The sequence below is a fragment of the Mesorhizobium sp. M1050 genome (assembly GCF_040318715.1).
In the GTDB taxonomy this organism is placed as follows: domain Bacteria; phylum Pseudomonadota; class Alphaproteobacteria; order Rhizobiales; family Rhizobiaceae; genus Mesorhizobium.
In genome coordinates this window covers 15443-34825 of sequence record NZ_JAMYMV010000053.1, presented here as the reverse complement: position 1 = coordinate 34825, position 19383 = coordinate 15443, and the positions used below count along the sequence as shown (strand labels likewise).

The 19383-nt window shown below is 61.5% G+C and carries 18 protein-coding genes and 1 pseudogene; 2 read left to right on the top strand and 17 right to left on the bottom strand.

Annotated elements, in window-relative coordinates:
• Positions 1-6: 6 nt before the first annotated feature.
• The 16 genes from NKH57_RS24555 to NKH57_RS24480 form a co-directional block, all read right to left on the bottom strand.
• Complete coding sequence (locus tag NKH57_RS24555; protein ID WP_352835858.1) at positions 7-1074, bottom strand: glycosyltransferase; 1068 nt, start codon at positions 1072-1074, stop codon at positions 7-9.
• A gap of 127 nt (positions 1075-1201) precedes the next feature.
• Positions 1202-2134, bottom strand: coding sequence for a glycosyl hydrolase (locus tag NKH57_RS24550; RefSeq protein ID WP_023758296.1), 933 nt, complete (start codon positions 2132-2134; stop codon positions 1202-1204).
• The gene (locus tag NKH57_RS24545; RefSeq protein ID WP_023758297.1) at positions 2127-2888 is read right to left on the bottom strand and encodes a TIGR04290 family methyltransferase; all 762 of its coding nucleotides are present in this window, start codon (positions 2886-2888) and stop codon (positions 2127-2129) included. The genes NKH57_RS24550 and NKH57_RS24545 overlap by 8 nt, the downstream gene beginning before the upstream one ends.
• A gap of 2 nt (positions 2889-2890) precedes the next feature.
• Entirely contained in the window at positions 2891-3697 is an 807-nt protein-coding gene (locus NKH57_RS24540; protein ID WP_352835863.1) for a nucleotidyltransferase family protein, read from the bottom strand.
• Positions 3697-4800, bottom strand: coding sequence for a CgeB family protein (locus tag NKH57_RS24535; RefSeq protein WP_023758299.1), 1104 nt, complete (start codon positions 4798-4800; stop codon positions 3697-3699). Before NKH57_RS24535 ends, NKH57_RS24540 begins: the two co-directional genes overlap by 1 nt.
• 13 nt (positions 4801-4813) lie before the next feature.
• Positions 4814-5410 carry a histidine phosphatase family protein gene (locus tag NKH57_RS24530; protein WP_023758300.1) on the bottom strand — a complete coding sequence of 199 codons (597 nt, stop codon included), beginning with the start codon at positions 5408-5410 and terminating at the stop codon, positions 4814-4816.
• Positions 5407-6510 (bottom strand): inositol-3-phosphate synthase, encoded by a 1104-nt coding sequence (locus tag NKH57_RS24525; RefSeq protein WP_352948060.1) that lies wholly within the window; start codon positions 6508-6510, stop codon positions 5407-5409. Before NKH57_RS24525 ends, NKH57_RS24530 begins: the two co-directional genes overlap by 4 nt.
• Positions 6511-6655: 145 nt before the next feature.
• Positions 6656-6856, bottom strand: coding sequence for a hypothetical protein (locus tag NKH57_RS24520; protein WP_031259830.1), 201 nt, complete (start codon positions 6854-6856; stop codon positions 6656-6658).
• A 122-nt stretch (positions 6857-6978) separates the two neighbouring features.
• Positions 6979-8055: a UDP-glucuronic acid decarboxylase family protein gene (locus NKH57_RS24515; RefSeq protein WP_352835929.1), complete on the bottom strand. Its 1077-nt coding sequence runs from the start codon at positions 8053-8055 to the stop codon at positions 6979-6981.
• Complete coding sequence (locus NKH57_RS24510; protein ID WP_352835869.1) at positions 8052-9155, bottom strand: CgeB family protein; 1104 nt, start codon at positions 9153-9155, stop codon at positions 8052-8054. Before NKH57_RS24510 ends, NKH57_RS24515 begins: the two co-directional genes overlap by 4 nt.
• Positions 9152-10246 (bottom strand): CgeB family protein, encoded by a 1095-nt coding sequence (locus tag NKH57_RS24505; RefSeq protein ID WP_023758305.1) that lies wholly within the window; start codon positions 10244-10246, stop codon positions 9152-9154. Before NKH57_RS24505 ends, NKH57_RS24510 begins: the two co-directional genes overlap by 4 nt.
• Complete coding sequence (locus tag NKH57_RS24500) at positions 10243-11373, bottom strand: CgeB family protein (protein ID WP_352835874.1); 1131 nt, start codon at positions 11371-11373, stop codon at positions 10243-10245. The genes NKH57_RS24505 and NKH57_RS24500 overlap by 4 nt, the downstream gene beginning before the upstream one ends.
• 2 nt (positions 11374-11375) lie before the next feature.
• Positions 11376-12476 carry a glycosyltransferase family 4 protein gene (locus NKH57_RS24495; protein WP_352487393.1) on the bottom strand — a complete coding sequence of 367 codons (1101 nt, stop codon included), beginning with the start codon at positions 12474-12476 and terminating at the stop codon, positions 11376-11378.
• A complete protein-coding gene (locus tag NKH57_RS24490) occupies positions 12461-13753 on the bottom strand; it encodes a TIGR04295 family B12-binding domain-containing radical SAM protein (protein WP_352835878.1) in 1293 nt (430 codons plus the stop codon). The genes NKH57_RS24495 and NKH57_RS24490 overlap by 16 nt, the downstream gene beginning before the upstream one ends.
• Positions 13750-14829 (bottom strand): NAD-dependent epimerase/dehydratase family protein, encoded by a 1080-nt coding sequence (locus NKH57_RS24485; protein WP_352835882.1) that lies wholly within the window; start codon positions 14827-14829, stop codon positions 13750-13752. The genes NKH57_RS24490 and NKH57_RS24485 overlap by 4 nt, the downstream gene beginning before the upstream one ends.
• Complete coding sequence (locus NKH57_RS24480; RefSeq protein WP_023758309.1) at positions 14826-15932, bottom strand: NAD-dependent epimerase/dehydratase family protein; 1107 nt, start codon at positions 15930-15932, stop codon at positions 14826-14828. The genes NKH57_RS24485 and NKH57_RS24480 overlap by 4 nt, the downstream gene beginning before the upstream one ends.
• A 250-nt stretch (positions 15933-16182) precedes the next feature.
• Between NKH57_RS24480 and NKH57_RS24475 the strand changes: the two genes are divergently transcribed.
• The gene (locus tag NKH57_RS24475) at positions 16183-16455 is read left to right on the top strand and encodes a hypothetical protein (protein ID WP_023758310.1); all 273 of its coding nucleotides are present in this window, start codon (positions 16183-16185) and stop codon (positions 16453-16455) included.
• A gap of 70 nt (positions 16456-16525) precedes the next feature.
• On the opposite strand, the pseudogene NKH57_RS24470 reads toward NKH57_RS24475, so the two are convergent.
• Positions 16526-18825: pseudogene (locus tag NKH57_RS24470) on the bottom strand (FdhF/YdeP family oxidoreductase).
• A gap of 205 nt (positions 18826-19030) precedes the next feature.
• Between NKH57_RS24470 and NKH57_RS24465 the strand changes: the two are divergent.
• Complete coding sequence (locus tag NKH57_RS24465; RefSeq protein WP_023758312.1) at positions 19031-19246, top strand: hypothetical protein; 216 nt, start codon at positions 19031-19033, stop codon at positions 19244-19246.
• Positions 19247-19383 lie beyond the last annotated feature (137 nt).

Here is a 19383-nt window from a genome sequence, read left to right as displayed (position 1 = left end):
GTCCGCTCACCCTGTCGCCACTGCAGGGCTGCTGTGGCCGGTGCCGAGCCGAGCAAGGGCATGATAGGTGTCGATATACGACGAGACCATGCGATCGAGCGAAAAGCGGTGCCGTGCCGCGGCGCGGCATGTCTCGGGGTCGAGGTCGGATGACGCGATGATGGCCTTCGCCATGTCGTCGACATTGTCGACGAGAAAGCCGGTGCTGCCGTGTTCGACCACATCCGGCAGCGCTCCGTTTGGAAAGGCAATCACCGGTGTGCCGCAGGCGAGCGCCTCCATCGCCACAAGCGAGCTGGTTTCGGGCGCTAGGCTCGGAATAACGAGGCAGCGAGCCGCGTTGAGGAACCGGCGTTTCGCCGCAAAACCGAGCGGACCTACGAAGCGGCGCTGCCTGTCGAGCCGCGGCCGAACCTCGTCGTCGAAGTAGCGCGTGTGGGTCTCGTAGGGATAGACCTTGCCCGCGACAGCAAGCGGGAGACCAGCCTGCTTGGCCGCGTCGAGAGCCAGATGGATGCCCTTTTCCGGACAGATGCGGCTGAGCACCAGCGCGAAGGCGCGCCTGGATCGCCTTTCGTACAATTGATCGATATCGACGCCATTTGGAATCGGCGCAACGAGCATGGCGCCTGGCGGCGCCGTCTTCTGTTGGGAGGCCGACACGGCATGCAGCCATAGATCATCGCGCGCCGGGCGCAGGGCGTCGGCGGGATACCAATCGAGCGGCAGGTGCAACGATACGAGCGTCGGGCCATCGTCAGGCAGATAGGCGTCGAAATCAATGCCGTGAAGGTGGACGACATCGATCGGCCAACGGGCCCGCGCCGCCGCAATCGCGGTGCGATGAGCCTGTCGTGCCCGGATTTTCGCCGCATCGTCGAGCACGCCTGGCTCGGCAGGCGTTTCAACGAGAATGCCTGCTGCCTTGGAGCCCTGGCAGCCGACCACGATGGACGTGTGACCCGCGCGTACCAGCGCCTGGTCGAGCATCGACAGCACTTGTTCGGCTCCGCCGACCGCGTCCGGCCCGGTCGCGGCGAGGGGGTAGGCGACATTCAGGATCGTGAGTGTCATGTCCGGTCGAACCAAAGCTTCCTGGAAACAGCGATCCGACGCCAGAACGCCGGACCAGAGCCTCCGCCTGACCAGGCCGGAAAATCATGGGACGCCATCGCGGCGGAACATGTGCTCAATGACATGATCATATAGCCGTAGCTCCGAATGCCCTGGCTTGCGAAGCGATCACTCCGGGGGCGTAGCGGCGGATCATCGCCGCGCAGAATTCCGCGAACTCCTCCGGCACGAGGGGCGGGCTCGTATGATGCGGCATCATTCCGCGGTGCTCGGGCGTGAAGCAAAAGGTTACGGTCACGTCGAAATCGGCAAGCGCCTCCATCTGCCTGTCGAACCAGTCCAGGGCGTTCGGCCTGAAACTGTCGGCCCAGGAAAGCCCGGTACGCAGCTGCGTGACCCCCAACCGCTTCATCCAGGCGACCGCGTCATCCAGCCTCGGGTCCTCGAAGTGGAACCATTGCGCCAGTCCCATTTCGGGAGTGTGACGAATGAATTCGTCGAGCGCGGGCTTGGGTGTTCCGTCCTGCCGCAGAAGACCCATGTAGAAGTGGCGATAATAGGAGGAGCCTTCCGCTTCGCGATGGCGCGTCGTTGCTCCCCATTCACGCGGCAGATCATAGAGGCTGTACCATTGTATGCGTGGCGAATTGCCGAGCAGCAGTTCAGCGGTCCGGCGCAAACCCCAGACCTGTATTTCCTCTGCGCCGAAGCTCGAAACGCCGACCTCGCTGACCCACACGGGAAGATCGGTGACGGTCGAAATCTCGCCAAGCCTCTGGGGCCATTCCTGGATCTGCCAGAGGTTCCAGTCGAGAGGAAAACCATGGACGGCGACCGCATCGACATGGTCGAGCACGCCGAACTGCTTCATCAGCTTCATGAAATCGGCATCGATCGGCGAGATGCCGCCGAGGACCCTGGTCACCGCCGGGTTGGCCACGGCGACTGCCTGAGCGGCCAGGATAGTCATGTCGGCGAAGCGGCGCCATTCGGGGTCCAGCTCAGGGTCCCAGTGGGACTTGTTGTTCGGCTCATTCCAGATCATCGCGGCTTCAATCATGAAGGTCTCCTTTCGACGGGTAGACGGCGCCGCCGCCGGCGGGTTCGCTTGTGGCGCGGCAGAAATAGACCTCCTGCTCGGGATGCAGCACGATCTCGAAGCCGGCGCTGCGCAGCATCGCTTCGGTGCAGGCACGATTGGGAATCCACCAGTTGGTTGGATCGTCGGCGTAGCGATGCTCGATGAAATGCAGTTTCGGAAATTCCGGTCGATCGAACATATCGTGCGTCCAGAAGGGGTAATTCTGCTCCAGGAGGGGCAGGTCGGAGCTGCCACGCTGCATCGATTGAAAGACCATCAGATCGCCGGCGACGTGCTCGCGGACCAGATCGAGGGCAAGCAGGGGGTGCCGAAGGTGATAAAGCACGCCCATGAACAACACGATGTCGAAGGTCTCGCGCAGGATGCCGACGTCGTAGACCGAGAGCAGCTGGAATTCGATGTCGCAATCGGCGATCTCTGCGGCAAAGCGCGCCTGCGCCAGATAGGCCTCGTCGAAATCGATGCCGAGCACGCGGCTGGCGCCACGCCGTTTCATCTCGATCGAATAGAAGCCCGCATTGCAGCCTATGTCGAGCACGGCCTTGCCGGAGAGGTCGGCAGGAATGGCGTCGGCGAACTTGCGCCATTTCACCAATGGGTAGTTGCCGAGGAAATGATCAGGCGCGGTTTCGATGCCTGCCAGGTCCATGTTGTGGAACCATGGGCCGAGGGCATCGATGCGACGGCGGATTTCAGCGCTGGACTGGAGCATGGCTAGCCTCCTTCGCCTGGATGAAGCGGCATTTTCGCGTGAGCAGACAGCGAGAGGGGCAGATCCTCAGTTATATTCAACGTGGCCGTACTGTTCTCCAGCAGCCGAAGCGCCGCGCGGTAGCCGTTGAAGGTGCCGACGTCGACATAGGCTGTGCCTGCCTTGACGCCGAAGGCTTCGCCCCCGGCTGCCAGATATGCGTTGACAAGCGTGCCGATATATTCGTCGGAACGGTCTCTTTCGCGCCACAACGCCGCAAGCTGGTGAAACACGTGGCCCGGCATCTTGAATGCGCCCCAGATCCAGTTTGTAGCGGCGTCCTGCTGCTTGACCTGGATTGCCTGCACCCGGCCGTCCTGCTCCAGGATGACGGCATCGAAGAGTTCAGGACGGTCTACCGGGAACAGCAGGAACGAAAGCTTGTCATCCGGCAGGCGGCTGAAGCCTTCTTCTGGAAACCAGATCGTATCGGGCAAGCCGATCAGGACTGTCTCGTCTTGTGCGACGAGGGGCGCGGCGCGGAAGATTGCGTCGCAAAGGCCAACGGGGGAGGGCTGCACTACGAAGACAGCGACTGCATCGCCATACCCGGCCGCGTAGTACTCGAGAATATCCGATTTTTCAGATCCGATGATAAAACAGATCTTGTCGGTACCGGCACGCACCATGCGGCGCACCAGATATTCGCTCACCGCACAGGGGCGCTCGGCCGCGCCGTCGATACGACTGCCGACCGGCAAGAGCTCCTTTGAGAAGCCGAGCGGTTGAATGCGGCTGCCGCGCCCGGCGGCAGGCACGATGCCCAACATCAGACTGCTTCCTTCAACGGCTGCTGCGGCGTTGAGCCGTGCCGCGCATCCGACAGGATGCGATCGAGATCCCTGGCGCGTACCGCGGAGGTATGTTCATCGAGAACCCGTTCGCGGGCGCGGCGCCGGATTTCGTCGATATCGCTGTCCGGCAAGTGGAGCGCGGCGACCAAATCATCGGTGGTGTCGGCGACGATGATCTCGCTGCCGGGCTTAAAGAAGCTGCTGAGACCTGGCCAGGCGTCGGTGACGATGGCTGCGCCGCAAGCGGCAGCCTCGAACAGCCTGCCCGAGGGACACCAGCCCCTTCTGGCCATTGCCTCGCGTGTTACGTTCAGCGTCAGGCGGGAGGAGCAGAAGAAGGCCGGATGGTCCGCGGGCGGCAGGTGCCTGACGAAGAAGATGTTTTCGCTCCACGGAAACTCCAGTGGATATTGTGCGCCGCCGATGACGAAGCGGCGCTCGGGCAGGCGCAAGGCCGGGCGGACGAGCAGCCTTTCCATACCGGCCTGACGGTCCGCCGCGTAGGTTCCGAGGTAGGACAGATCTCCGGCAAATTCGGCCCTGGCCTCCGCCGGCCGGTGCCGCTCGGGATCGACATGGCCATAGAGCGGCATGACGAGGCGCGCGCCCAGAGTTGTCTTGAGCGCGTCGATTGCGGTTCCGCCGGTATAGCTCAGGACAAGGTCAAAATCTCTAAGGCCCTCGGGTCCGAAATAAGGCGGAAGTTCACCTTGTTCGATGCGGGCAAGCGTAACGGGCGTATCCAGGTCATAGAATACCTTCAAGCCGCGACATGCGCTTTGGGCCAGAAGTGAAGCGTCGACTGCGTCGGGGCAGTAGGAGGTGACGATCACGACGTCTGCCTGCTCGATCGCGTGTTCGGCGATCTGGCGGATGACCTCCCAGTCGGGATAGACAACGATATCGCCGCCGTCGAGATGGTGGAGATCGCGCGTTCGGGCGTAGTAGGGCGTGTCGTGTTCGAAAAATGTGACCGACCATCCCATCCCGCCAAGGGCACGGATCAGCCCGCGCCACAGCGTGGCATGCCCGTTTCCCCATGAGGACGTGACGGTGAGACCAAAAATGACCATCCGCATCTGGCTGTCCTCATCAGGCCGCTTCGTTCAAGCGGATCAGCTTAGAGCCCCAGTCGCCGGAGACGATTGTCGTGATCGAAGCGGGATCGATGTCGAAGCGAAAACAGTCTCCCGGTGACAGGCCAAGCACGCCGCAGACGGCGCCCTTGATCACATCGGCGTGGCTTACCAGTGCGATGGCCTTGTTCTGGTGGCGTTTGCGAAGGCGCTCGATCAGCGAACCAATACGGCGCTGGACGTCCAGCATGGTTTCGCCGCTAGGCGTCATCGCCTCCTGTCGGTGGTCGTTCCATCGTCGCCAGGCGGCGTCGCGGCTCAATTCCTCGAAGGTCCTGCCCGACCAGACGCCGAAGTCGATTTCGTCGAGTTCCTCACAGACAATGCAGGTCCCGGTGCCGCAAAGGACAGCAACCGGATCCGCAGTCTCCTGCGTGCGCTCGCGCGGGCTGCAAAAGACGGCTGCAATAGGCTCGCTTGCCATGCGGCGGGCCAGGCGCAGGGCTTGGGCCTTGCCCGTCGCGCCAAGGCGAATTCCCGCCATGCGTCCGGCAAGATAGTCGCCGACATGGTCATGCGCCGCGTGGCGGATCAGGAAGAACGTGGTCGTCATTCCGCGGCATCGAGCATCGGCTCGTCCCTGCCGGCGATGAAGGAAAGCGTGCGCAGCCGAGCCTCGGCGTCTGTGAACTGCTCGGGTGGCGACTTCATGAAGTAGCTGCAGGGTCCGGTCAGGGCGCCGGCTATGCCTCGGTCGAGTGCCAGCTTGGCGCAGCGCACCGCATCGATCACGACTCCGGCCGAATTTGGCGAGTCCCACACTTCCAGCTTCAGCTCGGCATTGAGCGGCACGCCGCCGAAAGTCGTGCCCTCGACGCGGATATAGGCCCACTTGCGATCGGTAAGCCAAGGCACATGATCGCTTGGACCGACATGGATATTGCCGGCTTCGAGCGGTACATCGATCTGGCTCGTCACGGATTGCGTCTTGGAGATCTTTTTCGATTCCAGTCGTTCTCGTTCCAGCATGTTGAGGAAGTCGGTGTTGCCACCGAAATTGAGCTGATAGGTGCGGTCGATGCGGACGCCGCGTTCGCGGAACAAATTGGCAAGCAAACGGTGGACAATCGTCGCGCCGACCTGGCTTTTGATGTCGTCGCCGACCAGCGGCAGACCGCGCTGTTCGAAGCGGAGGCGCCATTCCGGCCGTGAGGCAATGAAAACAGGAATGCAGTTGACGAAGGCACAGCCGGCTTCAAGCGCGCATTCGGCGTAGAAGCGTGTTCCTTCCTCGGATCCGACCGGCAGGTATGAGATCAGCACGTCGGCGCCGCTTTGCCGAAGCTGTGCGCCGACGTCGGCGACCGGCTCTTGCGCCTCCTCGATCTGATCGCGCAAATATTTGCCGATGCCGTCAAGCGTCGGGCCGCGCTCGACGCGAACGCCTGTTTTTGCCACGTCGGCAAAGCGGAATGTGTTGTTGGGTGCGGTGTAGATGGCTTCCGCGACATCGCGGCCCACCTTGCCCTTGGCGATGTCGAAAGCGCAGACCACCTCGATGTCATCGACGTGATAGCCGCCGAGATCAGCATGCATGAGGCCCGGGATCGGCTCGTTGCCTCTGGCGTCTCGATAGTATGTGAGACCCTGGACTAGGGAAGACGCGCAATTGCCCACCCCGGCTATAGCAATCCGAACCTTTTTTGATTCCACGAAACTGCCGCCATGTGCTGTTGAGGTAAGTTCCATGGCCGAACTGTCTGCGCGCCCGAATGTTCCTTGCGATACGGAATAATTACAAAGCTTACGCCAGCCGCCCCAAAATCGGTCGCTTTGAGCGGACCAACAGCAGCCAGTCTCAATCGAGGTTTCGCAGCATGTCGGCTTCCTGCTCGAGAATGGCAGCCACTTCCTCACGTTCGAGGTGCGTCATCATCAGGCTAACGCAACATTCGAGATAAGTAATCGAGGCTCTTCGCAGAAAGGCGGCCGTCTCCTGGGCGGCCACCTGCTCTAAGTCTTTGGCGGATCGTTTTGGCTGCACAGCAAGGCTCTCCATGCCAGGTCCTATGGCTCAACCCCAAGTCCGGCAGGATGTTCCGTGTTCGTGAAAAAAGTGAACCATGAAATCCGCCAGGCCCACGCCTGCACGCCGAGGAGCTTGCAGGCGATAAGACGGGCTCAGGCCGGCAGATCCTGCAGCTTGCCCAGAGAGGGAGGGATGGTTTTGGCGATCGGCGTCATCGGGCCATCCATCCGGCTTGTCTCAAGCTCGGCGAAATAGGCAATCGTTTGCACCAAGCCATGCCGGAGCGGTACCTTGGGCGACCAGCCGAGAAGTGCCTTTGCGCGGGATATGTCGGGCTGCCGCCGGCGAGGATCATCCTGCGGTAAAGGCAGGAACTTCAGAGCGGGCCTGATGCGGGCCATTTCGCTGACCAGTTTGGCCAGCTCAAGGATGGTATATTCTCCCGGATTGCCAAGATTGACTGGCTGGCGTGGATTGGGCTCGGCATCCATGAGCCTAAGCAGGCCATCCACCAAATCGGTGACGAAGCAGAAGGATCGGGTCTGCTTGCCATCGCCGAATATCGTCAGCGGTCGCCTTTCAAGAGCTTGCACGATAAGGTTCGAGACGATGCGGCCATCGGCCGGATCCATTCGCGGACCATAGGTGTTGAAAATCCGCGCGACGCGCGTGTCGGCCTTGCCCGCCCTCAGATAATCGAAGCAGAGAGTTTCCGCCGTTCGCTTGCCCTCATCGTAACAGGCGCGCGGGCCTGTGCAGTTCACATGGCCGAGATAGTCTTCCCTTTGCGGATGCTGCTCTGGATCGCCATAGACCTCACTGGTCGAAGCTTGCAGGAAACGAGCGTTATTTCGAGCGGCGAGATCAAGCAGGTTCAGTGTCCCGATCACGCAGGTCCGGGTGGTATGGATCGGGTCCGCCTGGTAGCGCGGCGGCGATGCGGCGCAGGCCAGGTTGAAGATGCGCTCGACTGGTTCCCCCAGTTTCAAAGATCGGCAAATATCCTGCTCCACCAACCGGAAGCGCGAATGATTCATGATCGGTCGGATGTTCTCCATGCGGCCCGTCAGGAAATTATCGACGCAGATCACACGGTAGCCGCACTCGATCAACTTCTCGCTAAGATGCGAACCGACAAAACCCGCGCCGCCGGCGACGAGCACCGTCGGCGTCCGCCGCGCCTTTGTTTTTGACTGCCGCGTCACGATTTTCTCCTGTCTGCCAATCATGCTGCACTCCCGATGTCCAGGACCGGAGGTTCCTGCCTCGACCGGGTCAACAGCGAAACCAATTCGCGAGCTCTTGCCGCGCCGGTATGTGACGCCAGTACAAGGGCTTGCGCCTTCATGGCCATGCTGAGCCTGGCACGCTCCGATCGGCCGCACAGGATCTCGATCACGTCTTGAGATCGAGCGGCGGTGTGGATCGTCGATTTGGGGAAGAAGCTCTCAAGCCCCCGCCAGCGATCGCTGATGATCGGCGTGCCACAAGCGGCTGCCTCGAAAAGCCTTACGCTCGGCGACCATCCAGCCGTGATCATCGACTGGCGGGTCAGGTTCAGCGTGTAGCGTTGGCGGCTGTAGAACTCAGCATGATCGGTGGGCGCCAAATGCTCGATGCGTTCGACATTGTCCGGCCAGGCCGTATCCGGCGGATATTGCGAACCGGCGACGACAAAGCGTTTGTCCGGCATCTGGCGCGCCGGTTCGAGCAGCAGCGCCTCCAATGCCATCTGCCGGTCCGAGCTGTAAGTCCCAAGATAGCCGAGATCCCAGTCGACTGCGTTTCCGGTTCGATGATGCCGTGCCGGATCGACGGAGCAATGGAGCGGCTCGGCCCGCCGCGCACCAAAGTCCGTGACGAGACGGGCAAGCGTCGGCCCGCCAGTGAAAGAGAAATAGATATCGAAATAGGGTACCTGCCGCTTGCTCAGATAGTCGCAGTCATCTTCGACGAGCTTGGCAAGCGTCACCGGCGTATCAATGTCATAAAAGCAGAATTGCCCGACGCAAAGTGCAGCCAGAATGTCGATAACCGCCTTTCCCTCCGGAACGAAGGAGCCAACGACCACGACGTCGGCCCGCTGCAGCTCGCGGGCATAGTTGCGATGAAGCTCGGTGGTTGTTTCATAGTAGCGCAATGTGCAGAAATCGGGATCGCGAAGATCGCGATGGTTTGCGTACCAGGGTGTCTCGCGCTCCAGGAAAGTGACGCGATGACCGAGTTCGTGAAGGCCTTTTAGCAGCCCTCGAAACGTCGTGGCGTGGCCGTTTCCCCACGATGAAGACAGCGACAGGCCGAGAAAGACGATGTCGAGCCGTTTCCTCATTCCGCTGCCTCCACGGTGGGATGTTCGAAATGCCGTTTGAACACCGCGTCGGCCACGGCAGCCCTCAGCGCATAGGTGTGTTCAGCCAAGACGCGGCGAAGCGCGGCTGCGCCGATCGCCTTTGCCCGTTCGACCGTCAGGGTGGCCATGATTTCGGCGACATCATCGCCATCGCGCGCCATCAGGATTTCCTCGCCGGGAGTCAGGAACAATTCGACTCCGAGCCAGGCATCCGAGATCAGGCAGGCGCCCGCGCCCGCGGCCTCGAAAACGCGCGTGGCTGGCGAGAAGCCGTTCGCTGCCATGCTGTCACGGCTGATGTTCAACACCGCCTTTGGTGTGACATTGAAAGCGTTGTGATCCCGCGTTCCGACATGGCCGAGCCATGAGACATTGGCCGGAAGCGGTTTGTCGCCCCAGCCCGACCCGCCGAGCAGGAAGCGCTGCCCGGCGAGCTTGGCGGCTGGATCTAGGAAAAACGCCTCGACCCGCGTTTCTCGGTCCGGCAGACGGTTGCCGAGGAACGCGAGATCGCAGACGAAACGGTTGTCTCTGGCGACGGGATGATGCGTCTCCGGATCGAGTCCATTGTAGATCGGCACGCACTCGGTCGCACCCATCGTGCGGTAGGCCCAGACGACCGGATCGCCGCCGCCATAGGTGAGGACCAGATCAATTTGCCGCAGCGCGTGGTGAAGCGGGTGATCCGGCTCGGCACGCAATTGACCGAGGGTCGCCGGGGCGTCGACATCCCAGAATACGGTAAGGGCATCGGCGCGGGCGTTGTCGAGCACGGCGCGCAGCAGCGCATCATCCTCGAAGCCTACGCCGCTCGCCTTGACGACGATGTCGGCTTCGGCTGCGCGCGCCGCAACCTGCACAAGCGCATTGGCGGTCGCTTCGTAAACGACGACGTTGCACCAGTCCGGTGCATCCATGTCGCGGTTTTTCTGTCTGTCATATGCGTCCGGTTCATAAAAGGTAATTTGGTAACCCAGTCGCGACAGTGCCTTGAGCAGTCCGCGATAATAGGTCGCCGCGCCGTTCCAATAGGACGACAGCAGACTCGATCCGTAAAATGCCATCTTCATGCAAGGGCCTCCTCAGCGACGACTGGATTGTTGGCTTGATGACGCCCGCATTCGGCGAGCACGTCGAACAATTCGCGCACCCGGTGGCGGCAAGTGTGTCGCGCGCGGATGGTTTCGAGGCCGGACCTTGTCAGCGAGGCGGCCAGCTCCGCGTCGTTCAGTACGTCGCGAAGGTGACGGCGCATCTCTGATCCGTCGTGGGCGAAAAGAAAGTCTGTGCCTGGTCTGAAGAGTTCTTCCACGTCGCTCCACGGGGCCGAAATGAGCGGGATGCCGCAGGCGAGTGCCTCGAACATGCGGATCGTTGGTATTCCCGGCAGGCTCTCCCGATAGGGCCGCCGGGGAATGTGGACGGTGAGGCGATGTTCCGCGAAAGCCTTCGGCACGTCCGCGTTGGCGATCCAGCCCTCGTAGCGGAGCCCCGCGGCGGCAAGATCGGCGAGCGCTTCTCGCGGATAACGGACGCCGTGAACGGTGCCGGACAAGCCAAGTTCGCGCACCGGGTTGACGAGGAACTCCTGAATTTCGGCGCTGCGCTCATCGTCGCCCCAGTTGCCGATCCAGATGATGTCGGATCTCGAGTCGACTTCGGGGTGCGGCTGGAACAGTCGCTCATCCGCTGCCTCATGCCAGGTGAACGCACGCTTGCCCCAGCCGGTGCGGAGGTAGGTCTCGCGCAGCGCCTCACCGAAGGCGAGCACGCCGTCATAGTGCTCCAACCGTAGCGCCGAGATCGACTGCGTGGCGGAAACCGCACGATGGTGCGTGTCGTGGAACAAAAGCGTGAAATTGCCCCTTCTCGCCCGCACCTTCCCGATCTCCGCGACAAGTCGAGGGTCCGTCCACTCGTGGACGATGACCACGTCGGCATCCGACAGCCAGCTTTCGTGATCGAAGGCATCCCCATATGTAACCGGCACCAGCTCGGGAAAGTCCTTTCGGAAGCGTTCGACCGCGAACGGACCTTTCTCCGCCAGCAGATTAGAGCGGCTCCAGCCGTCCGCCGGTTCCAGCGCAAACGCCTTGTGTCCGCAGGCAATGAGCTCGCGCATGACGCCCCGCAGGAAATGGGCGTTGCCATGATTCCAGTCGGAGACGACGGAGTGAGTGTAGAACAGGAAGCGCATCGTCAATGTTCCGCCACGGATAGAGCCGAGCGGCCGTAGATGTCGCGCATGGCGGCGGCTTGTTTTGCAAGCGAGAACCTGCGGGCACGGCGTGCAGCGGCCTGGCCGAGCCGTTTCCTATGTTGATCGTCGCAACACAGACCGTCGACACATTTGGCGAGGTCATGCGGATCGCTGGCATTGTAGAACAGTGCCGCCCCGTCCCATAATTCGCGATAGGTAGGAATATCCGCCAGCACGAGCGGTGTTGCCGATGTTGCAGCCTCCAGAGCGGCAAGCCCGAAAGGTTCGTAAACCGACGGCGACACGAAGACGGCGGCTCGCGCCATCAGCAAACGGACTTCCTGATGTCCGATCGAACCCAGGGCTGCAACGTTGCTGAAATGGGCTACTTGCCCATCGGGACCGTGAACGGACCCGGCAGCAAAAACGGGCCAGCGGATCAGCGATGCTGCGTGGTCGAGGGTGACTGAATTCTTGCCTTCATCCCACCAGCGCGCGGCGGCGAAGACAACGGCTTCCCGCCTCGCGGCCACCGGGCCGGGCCGGGTGCCGTTGTTGACGACGCTGAGGCCGGGAATTGGTCCGTAGCAGGCTTCAAGCATGGCGGCATGGCTTCGGCTGGGCGCAATCACCGCGTTCGCGCGATCGAAACCGGTTCTGTTGCGGTCCCTCTGCCAGGTCCATTCGCCGCCGGCATCCTGTGCCTTCACCGCACGCAGCCATGTCACCACACATGAATGCGACACCGCCACGACCGGGCAGGGGAGATCGAGCCCTACTGCCTGTGCCGGCGCGTTGAGGTGGGCGAGATCGATGGCGTAGTCACGAACGAGGGCGCACAGCTCCTGTGGCAGCCCGTCCAGGTCGGCCTCGTTGCGGGTCATCCAATCTGGCGGAGTCTCGAGCCATACCAGCTCCGCGACGGTGTCGGCTTCCTCGACCTGCTCGGCGGATGGCTTGGGGCCAAGCCCGGCAAGAACGACACTATCGCCGCCGGTGATCAGTTCACGCGTCAGGTCGAGCGCATAACGCCAGACGCCGCCGACGGCGTCGACCGTCATCAGGATGCGTCGCTGGCGCGGGATCAGTGACTGCAACATGCGGCCTCCAATTCGGTTAGCGCACGAGGATGCTTTTCCTGGATGTCGCTAAAGGTGCCGAACGAGGCGAGATAATGCTCGTGCGCGCGCTCCCAGGCTAAGTCGTCGGGGTCACCCCAGAGCTCGCGATAGCTCGGTGAACTGGGATAGGGATAGAGCGGCACCGGTTCGTTTGCCCAGACGCCGCGGTCGATGAGATGCTTTCGCCAATATTCGACCAGAGCCGGATCATCTTCGACTGATCCGATGAGATTGGCTTGAACGAAGGGGACATGACGCCGCGCGTCGACAAGCAATGCGGCCAATTCCTCGGTTCCCAGCCGGCAGCGCTTCGCCAGCATGGCGCGTCCTTCCATCGTCAGGCTTTCGAGCCCTGCCTCGATCGAGACACAACCAGCGGCGCCAAGCAGCTCCAGGAGCTCGGGTTTCCAAAGATCGATGCGGGTCTGGACACCGAATTTGACATCGCGATCCACAAGCGCTTCCAGCAGCGCCTTCTGCGGGAGGAAAATCTCATCGATGAAGTAGATATAGCCAACACCCTGAGCGATCAGCCGATCAATTTCCGCCGTCACTGCATCGTGGTTCCTGCGCCGATACGCATCGCGGAAATCGATCTTGGCGCAGAAGCTGCAATTGTAGGGGCAACCGCGCGAAGCCTCGACTTCGGCACCTAAACCAAACTGCTTCTCATCGAAGCGATGATGGTGATGAGTATGGCCGGCGAGCCAGTCGGACGGCCATTCGAGCGGGGCATGGTGGACAAAGGGGCTGGCGTGGACGAGGCCGTCGCCGGCAAGTTCACCATTTTGCAGATATGCGGTGTACGCAACCGCGCTCCAGTCGTCGCGTCGGCCAAGTTCCGCGACGACCTCCTCGCATTCGCCGCGCACGACGATATCGGCCCCAAGCTTGCGCAGCGTTGGTGCCGGTGTCGCCGAGCCATGCGGGCCGACCGCGACGGTGCGGCCGCCACGGCCGGCGAGACGGTTGAGGAAATCGGCCGGCACGCGCAACTCAGGTGGGGCGCAACGCCAGAACAGATAAGTCGGCGCGGTGCTGATCACGGTCATGGCCGGCCCGAAGTCAGCGACACGCGCGGCAAGCTGGCTGTTGTCCAGCTGCTGGATTTGGCCGTCCAGCATCAGCACGTCGTGGCCATCGGCCTCAAGCATCGCTTTCGAATAGCCCAGTTCGAGCGGCAAGTGCGGCTGACGGCAGCCGAAGTAGATGCTCTCCTCATAGGTCCAGAACGGATTGACAAGGGCTACTCTCATGCCACGCACCTCGCAGGCTCAGGCTGCGGTTCGAGGCGATTGCGCCGCAGCCAATCGGCGAGATGGCGGACCCCTTCGCGCCAGGAGACCGCCGCTTTCCAGCCGAGCGTCATTTCGATCCGACGTGTGTCGGCAACGAAGAACGGCTGGTCGCCGGTGCGTTCGCGCTCATAGCGGATCGAGACGTCGCGGCCGGTGATGCCGCTGATCTCCTCCAGCAGCATGCGCAGGCTGATCGCGTTTTTTGGTCCGCCACCGAGATTGAATGCCTGTCCGCTGGCCTCCTCGATCCGGGCAAGTGCCGCGCGATAGGCCGCAACGGCATCGGAAACATGAAGGATGTCGCGCACCTGGTTGCCGTTGCCGTAGATCGTGATGGGGCGGCCGGACAAGGCGCTCAGCAGAAAATGCGCCACCCAGCCCTGATCCTCAGTGCCGAACTGATGCGGCCCATAGATGCAACTCATCCGCAGCACAACGGTCGGCAGCCCGTAGGATTTGGCATAATCGAGCACATATTGATCGGCCGCGCCTTTGGAGCAGCCATAGGGTGTGCAGAAATCCAGGCCGCGGTTCTCGCCGATGCCGTTGGCACGGATAGCGGGATCACTAGGCACCCAACGGTTATCCTCCTCCAACACCGCGATGTCGGGGAGCCCGCCATAAACCTTGTTGGTGCTGGCGAAGATCACCGGGATGCATCGGTCGCTTCGACGGGCGGCTTCGAGAACGTTGAATGTTCCCCGAAGATTTATGTCGAAGTCTTCGCTCGGCTGCACGAGGCTCGTGGTCACGGCCGTCTGCGCGGCAAGATGGAATACAGCCGCCGAATTCGCCACAAGCGGCAGCAAGGCGTCCGCGTCCCGGACGTCGACGGTTTCCACGGCGATGCGATTGCCATGCTTCTGCTTCAGCCATGCCAGGTTCTGTTCGACACCGGGGCGACTGAAATTGTCGATGATCAGAACCGGGGTCGCGTCGGACAGCAGGCTGTCGGCGAGGTTCGAGCCGATGAAGCCGCTGCCGCCGACAATCGCGACGTGGGCTTCGCGAGGGTTGCGCAAGTCGGACGTCATGATACCAGCCCCCGCTCTTCCAGTTCGCGTCTCATGTCGGCGCCGCGGTCGATTGCGACCGTGCCGCGCACCCATGCGACAAACTCATCCAGGGAATTCTCCAGCTGCAGCCGTGGTTCAAAGCCGAGCAGATCGCGTGCTTTCGAGATGTCAGCAAAGCAGTTTCGAATGTCGCCCGAGCGTGCCTTGCCAAGGATTTCCGGCGAGCGCTCCGGCACATCCATCGCATCGGCCAGCAGCCGGGCGACCTCGCTGACGGCATAGGCGCGCCCGCTGCCGACATTGATGACATGGCCGCGCGCCTGGCGTTGTTCCAGCGCGAGCCGAAAGGCGCGGGCGACATCGCGCACATGCACGAAGTCGCGCTTCTGCTCGCCATCTTCGAATATCATCGGCCGTTGGCCATTGGCCAGCCGCGAGGCAAAATTGGCGAGTACCCCGGTGTAGGGATTTGACAGCGCCTGCCCGGCGCCGAAGACATTGAACAGCCGCAACGCCACCGCATCGATGTCATAGGCTTCGCCGAAGATCAGCACCGCGCGTTCCTGCGCGTATTTGGTCAGGGCGTAGATCGAGGCGAGGTCGACCGGCTTTTCCTCGTCCGTCGGCAGCGGCGACAGGACGTCGCCCTCCGCCGACAAGGGATTCCATTGCCCGTTCCTGACGCTTTCCGGCCGCCGCCGCGCATTGCCGACGCGCCGGCCGTCCGGCGACGCATAGAGACCCTCGCCGTAGACGCTCATGGACGAAGCGACAACGATCCGTTGGACCGGGTGTCTGATCAGTGCTTCGAGCAGGACAGCGGTGCCGAGATCGTTGGTGCCGACATAGCGGGCGATCTCATACATCGACTGACCGACACCAACTTCAGCTGCTAGATGAATGACGGCATCGACGCCCTGCAGCGCACCGGCGAGCGCATCACGGTCGCGCACGTCGCCCCTGATCAGCTCGGCTCCGGCCGGAATGCTTACCGTTTCCCCGCCATGCACCTGGTCCAGCAGCGCGTCGAAAATACAAACTGCGTAATCGTGCTCAATGAGTTCTTGGGCGACATGTCGGCCGATAAAGCCACAGCCGCCGGTGACCAATATGCGTCTCACGACAACTCCTCACGCAAACCCGCCTTGGCGTTCCGAACTTTTTCGCAAAAGCTTTGTTCCCTGAGCATCAACAAAGATCGATCCGCGGTACGCCAAGCGCACGCTGGAACATTGCAGGCTCTTCGATGTTAGAGCCCAGCGATCGGCCCGTTACGGCGCGCCACCAATCATCCGATTATCGGGATTGATGGTGTGAAAATCGGCGAGGGAAGGCCCGGTTGCTAACCTTGGGAACCGAACGGAGATTTCAATGTCACAAGCAAGGACGACGACCGATCATGACGAAATCCGCCAATGGGTCAGCGACAGAGGCGGCCGCCCTGCCGTGATACGCACCTCGGGCAAGGGCGGTATCCTGCGGATTGACTTTGGCGAGCCGGAGGAAACGCTGGAGCCCATCGAATGGGACGAGTTCTTCCGGATTTTCGACGAGAATGATCTGGCCTTCCTTTTCCAGGAAGAAACGGGTGGCGGTAACGCCAGCCGTTTCAACAAGTTCGTCGAACGCAGCCAGAGCGCCTGACGGCTCGTGTCTAGTGCCGACTGCTGAACGAGACCTCGCGCTGCTCAAAGTGTCGCCCGGCTTGGATGCCTCAAGAAACAATCCGCACCGGTACCGACTTTCCGGCTGGGACATGAGCCTTCTTGGCCCGGTGCCAGAGCGGGACCAGTGGGTTGAGTTCCGGATAGTAGCCGGCGCAATTGCCCTCGGGAATCGAATAAGGCGTCACGCGTAGGCCGTGAACGCGCCGCTCTACACCATCATGGGCATGGGTTTCGAGAGTGATATCCTGGCCCGCGCGCAGGCCGAAACGCCGGATGTCCGCCTCGTTCATCAACAGCACCATGCGCGTGCCATGGATGCCGCGCAATCTGTCACTGTAGCCGTAGACGGTGGTGTTGAACTGGTCATTGGAACGCACGGTGATCAGCGTCAGCACCCGATCGCCGGAAAGGTCGATGTCGGGATTTGCCTCGAGCATGGTCGGCAACTTGAAATTGGCCTTCTTGTTGGGCGTCTCCCACACGCGATTCGACGCCTTGATGTCGCGGTGGAAGCCGCCCGGGGTGAGAAACCGCTTGTTGAAGTCGCGAAAATGCTGGGGGTAGCACCGCTCGATCTCATCACGGATACGGGAATAGTCGGCAACCCATTGGTCCCAGGGAATTGAACTCCTGCCGGGCACCGTAGCCATGGCGAGTTCCGCAACGATCTTCGGCTCCGAGAGCAGATTTGGCGAAGCAGGAGGCCGCGAGCCAAAGGAGCCGTGTATGCAGGCGGTCGAATCTTCGACCGAAACCGTCTGGTCACCGCTCGCCTCGCGATCTCGTTCGAGCCGCGACAGGCAGGGCAGCAGATAGGTAACCGCCCCCGGAAAGAGTGGCTGCGGTTAAGCTTGGTCGCGATCTCGACATGCAGGCTAAGTCGACGCCAATGCTTTTCGATCAGGCCGGTCTCGGGCACAGCACGGACGAAATTGCCACCCAAAGCGATAAAGCCCTTCACCGATCCGCCGATGACGCCCTCGCAGGTCTCCACGGTGTCGAGGCCTTTCTGGCGCGGTGGCTGGAAGCCATAGAACTCGGCGAACTTGTCTAATGGAGCGAGTTCGGGTTTCTCGGTTATGCCGACCGTGCGCTGGCCCTGGACATTGGAATGGCCGCGCAGGGGCGAGATGCCGGCGCCGGGTTTTCCGATATTGCCGCGCATCAGCAGCAGGTTGCACAGCATCTGGACGTTCTCGGTGCCATGCCTGTGTTGCGTCAGGCCCATGCCGTAATTGCCGATCACCGCCTTCGAAAGACTGTAGACTTCTGCGACATGCTCCAGATCGGCCTGCGCAATGCCTGACCGGCCGACAATCTCATCCCAGCGGGCGGCGCGCAGATAGGCTTCGAAATCGGCGAAGCCATGCGTATGTTCGGTGATGAAATCGACATCCAGGAGCCGCTGATTGCCGCGTTCACGCGCAGCGTCGTCGAGCGCCAGCAGAGCCTTTGCAATGCCGGTCATGGCGGCAATGTCGCCGCCGCCGCGGATTTGAAAGAAGTCGCTGGACATCTTGGTTCCCGGGCCGGGTGACAGCATGTCGACGGGATTTTGCGGGTTTTTGAACCGTTTTAGTCCTCTTTCCGGCAAAGGATTGAAGGTGAACACCGGCACCTGGCGTCGACGTGCCTCCTGCAATGGATGCAGCAGCCGAGGCGCGGTTACGCCGGTGTTGTGGCCGAAGAAGAACATCATGTCGCATTTCGCGAAGTCGTCGAGTTGTACGGTGCCCACAGGGGAGCCGATAGACTCCGGCAAACCCACCGAAGTGGATTCGTGGCACATGTTGGAAGAGTCCGGCAGGTTGGATGAACCGTAGATTCGCGCGAAGAGCTGATACATGAAGGAAGCCTCCAGCGAGGCTCGACCGGAGGTGTAGAAGACGACCGATTTCGGATCGAGTCGCCGCAGCTCTGTGGCGATCTCACGGAACGCACGATCCCAAGCAACCGGCTCATAGCGGTCGCTGACGGGATTATACCGCAGCGGATCGGTAAGCCTGCCCTGCTTTTCCAGATCGTGATCAGGCCAGTCGAGCAGCTCCGTCACTTTGTGCTCTGCGAAGAAAGAAGGTTCGCAACGCAGCTTCGTCTGATCCCACATCGTTGCCTTGGCGCCGTTTTCGCAGAATTCGAAAGGCCTTGGCTGGGCCGGTTTGGCCCACGAGCAGGAAACACACATATAACCGTCCGCCTTGTTCTGCTTGAGCAGCGTGCTCCATATCCCTGAAAGCAAAAGGCCTTCGCCGCGCGCCTTGCGAACCAGGGACCGAAGCGACCCCCAGCCGCCGGTTGGATGGTCATATTTCTTTATCTCAATGTGATCGGTTACGGCGGGTTTCATGCCAGTCATCCTTGCACGAAGACTAAACAAACCCGACCCGCGACCAATTGTTCCCGCTGGCTCTGCGAAGCCGCAACCTCTTTCGAGCAGAGCCTTGAATGGCGATGTCTCGAAGCGCATGCGACGCGCGGCAGGCGCCGTCGTGGGAACATTTCCTTTGGTCAGCGATTGAAACACGACGCTGAGCACGACCGGAGCGGACGCGATGGGCATCTTGTCAGATATCGACAGAAAGCTGTCGGATAACCTTTACGAATATGAGACCAGTCTCACCGATCCTGCAGGGGATCTCCCCAAGGAGGTCGAGGAGAAAGTCGAACTGCTGATGCCGTTCGTCCAGCCTGATGCTCGCGAATTGGTCCGGGCGCAGATCCTGGGCCTCATTCACGAATATAGGAAGGGCGAGGCCGCGTCGCGCTAGGTGCCGGTCGCTGGATGGGTCGATGACATGAATACCGGGCGATCCAACATACCAGACTCGCAGTTGTCTCGCGCCGGGGAGGGCAATCGTGTTGCAGCAACGCGAGAAATGCATGAGGTATATTCCGCCGGTAAATT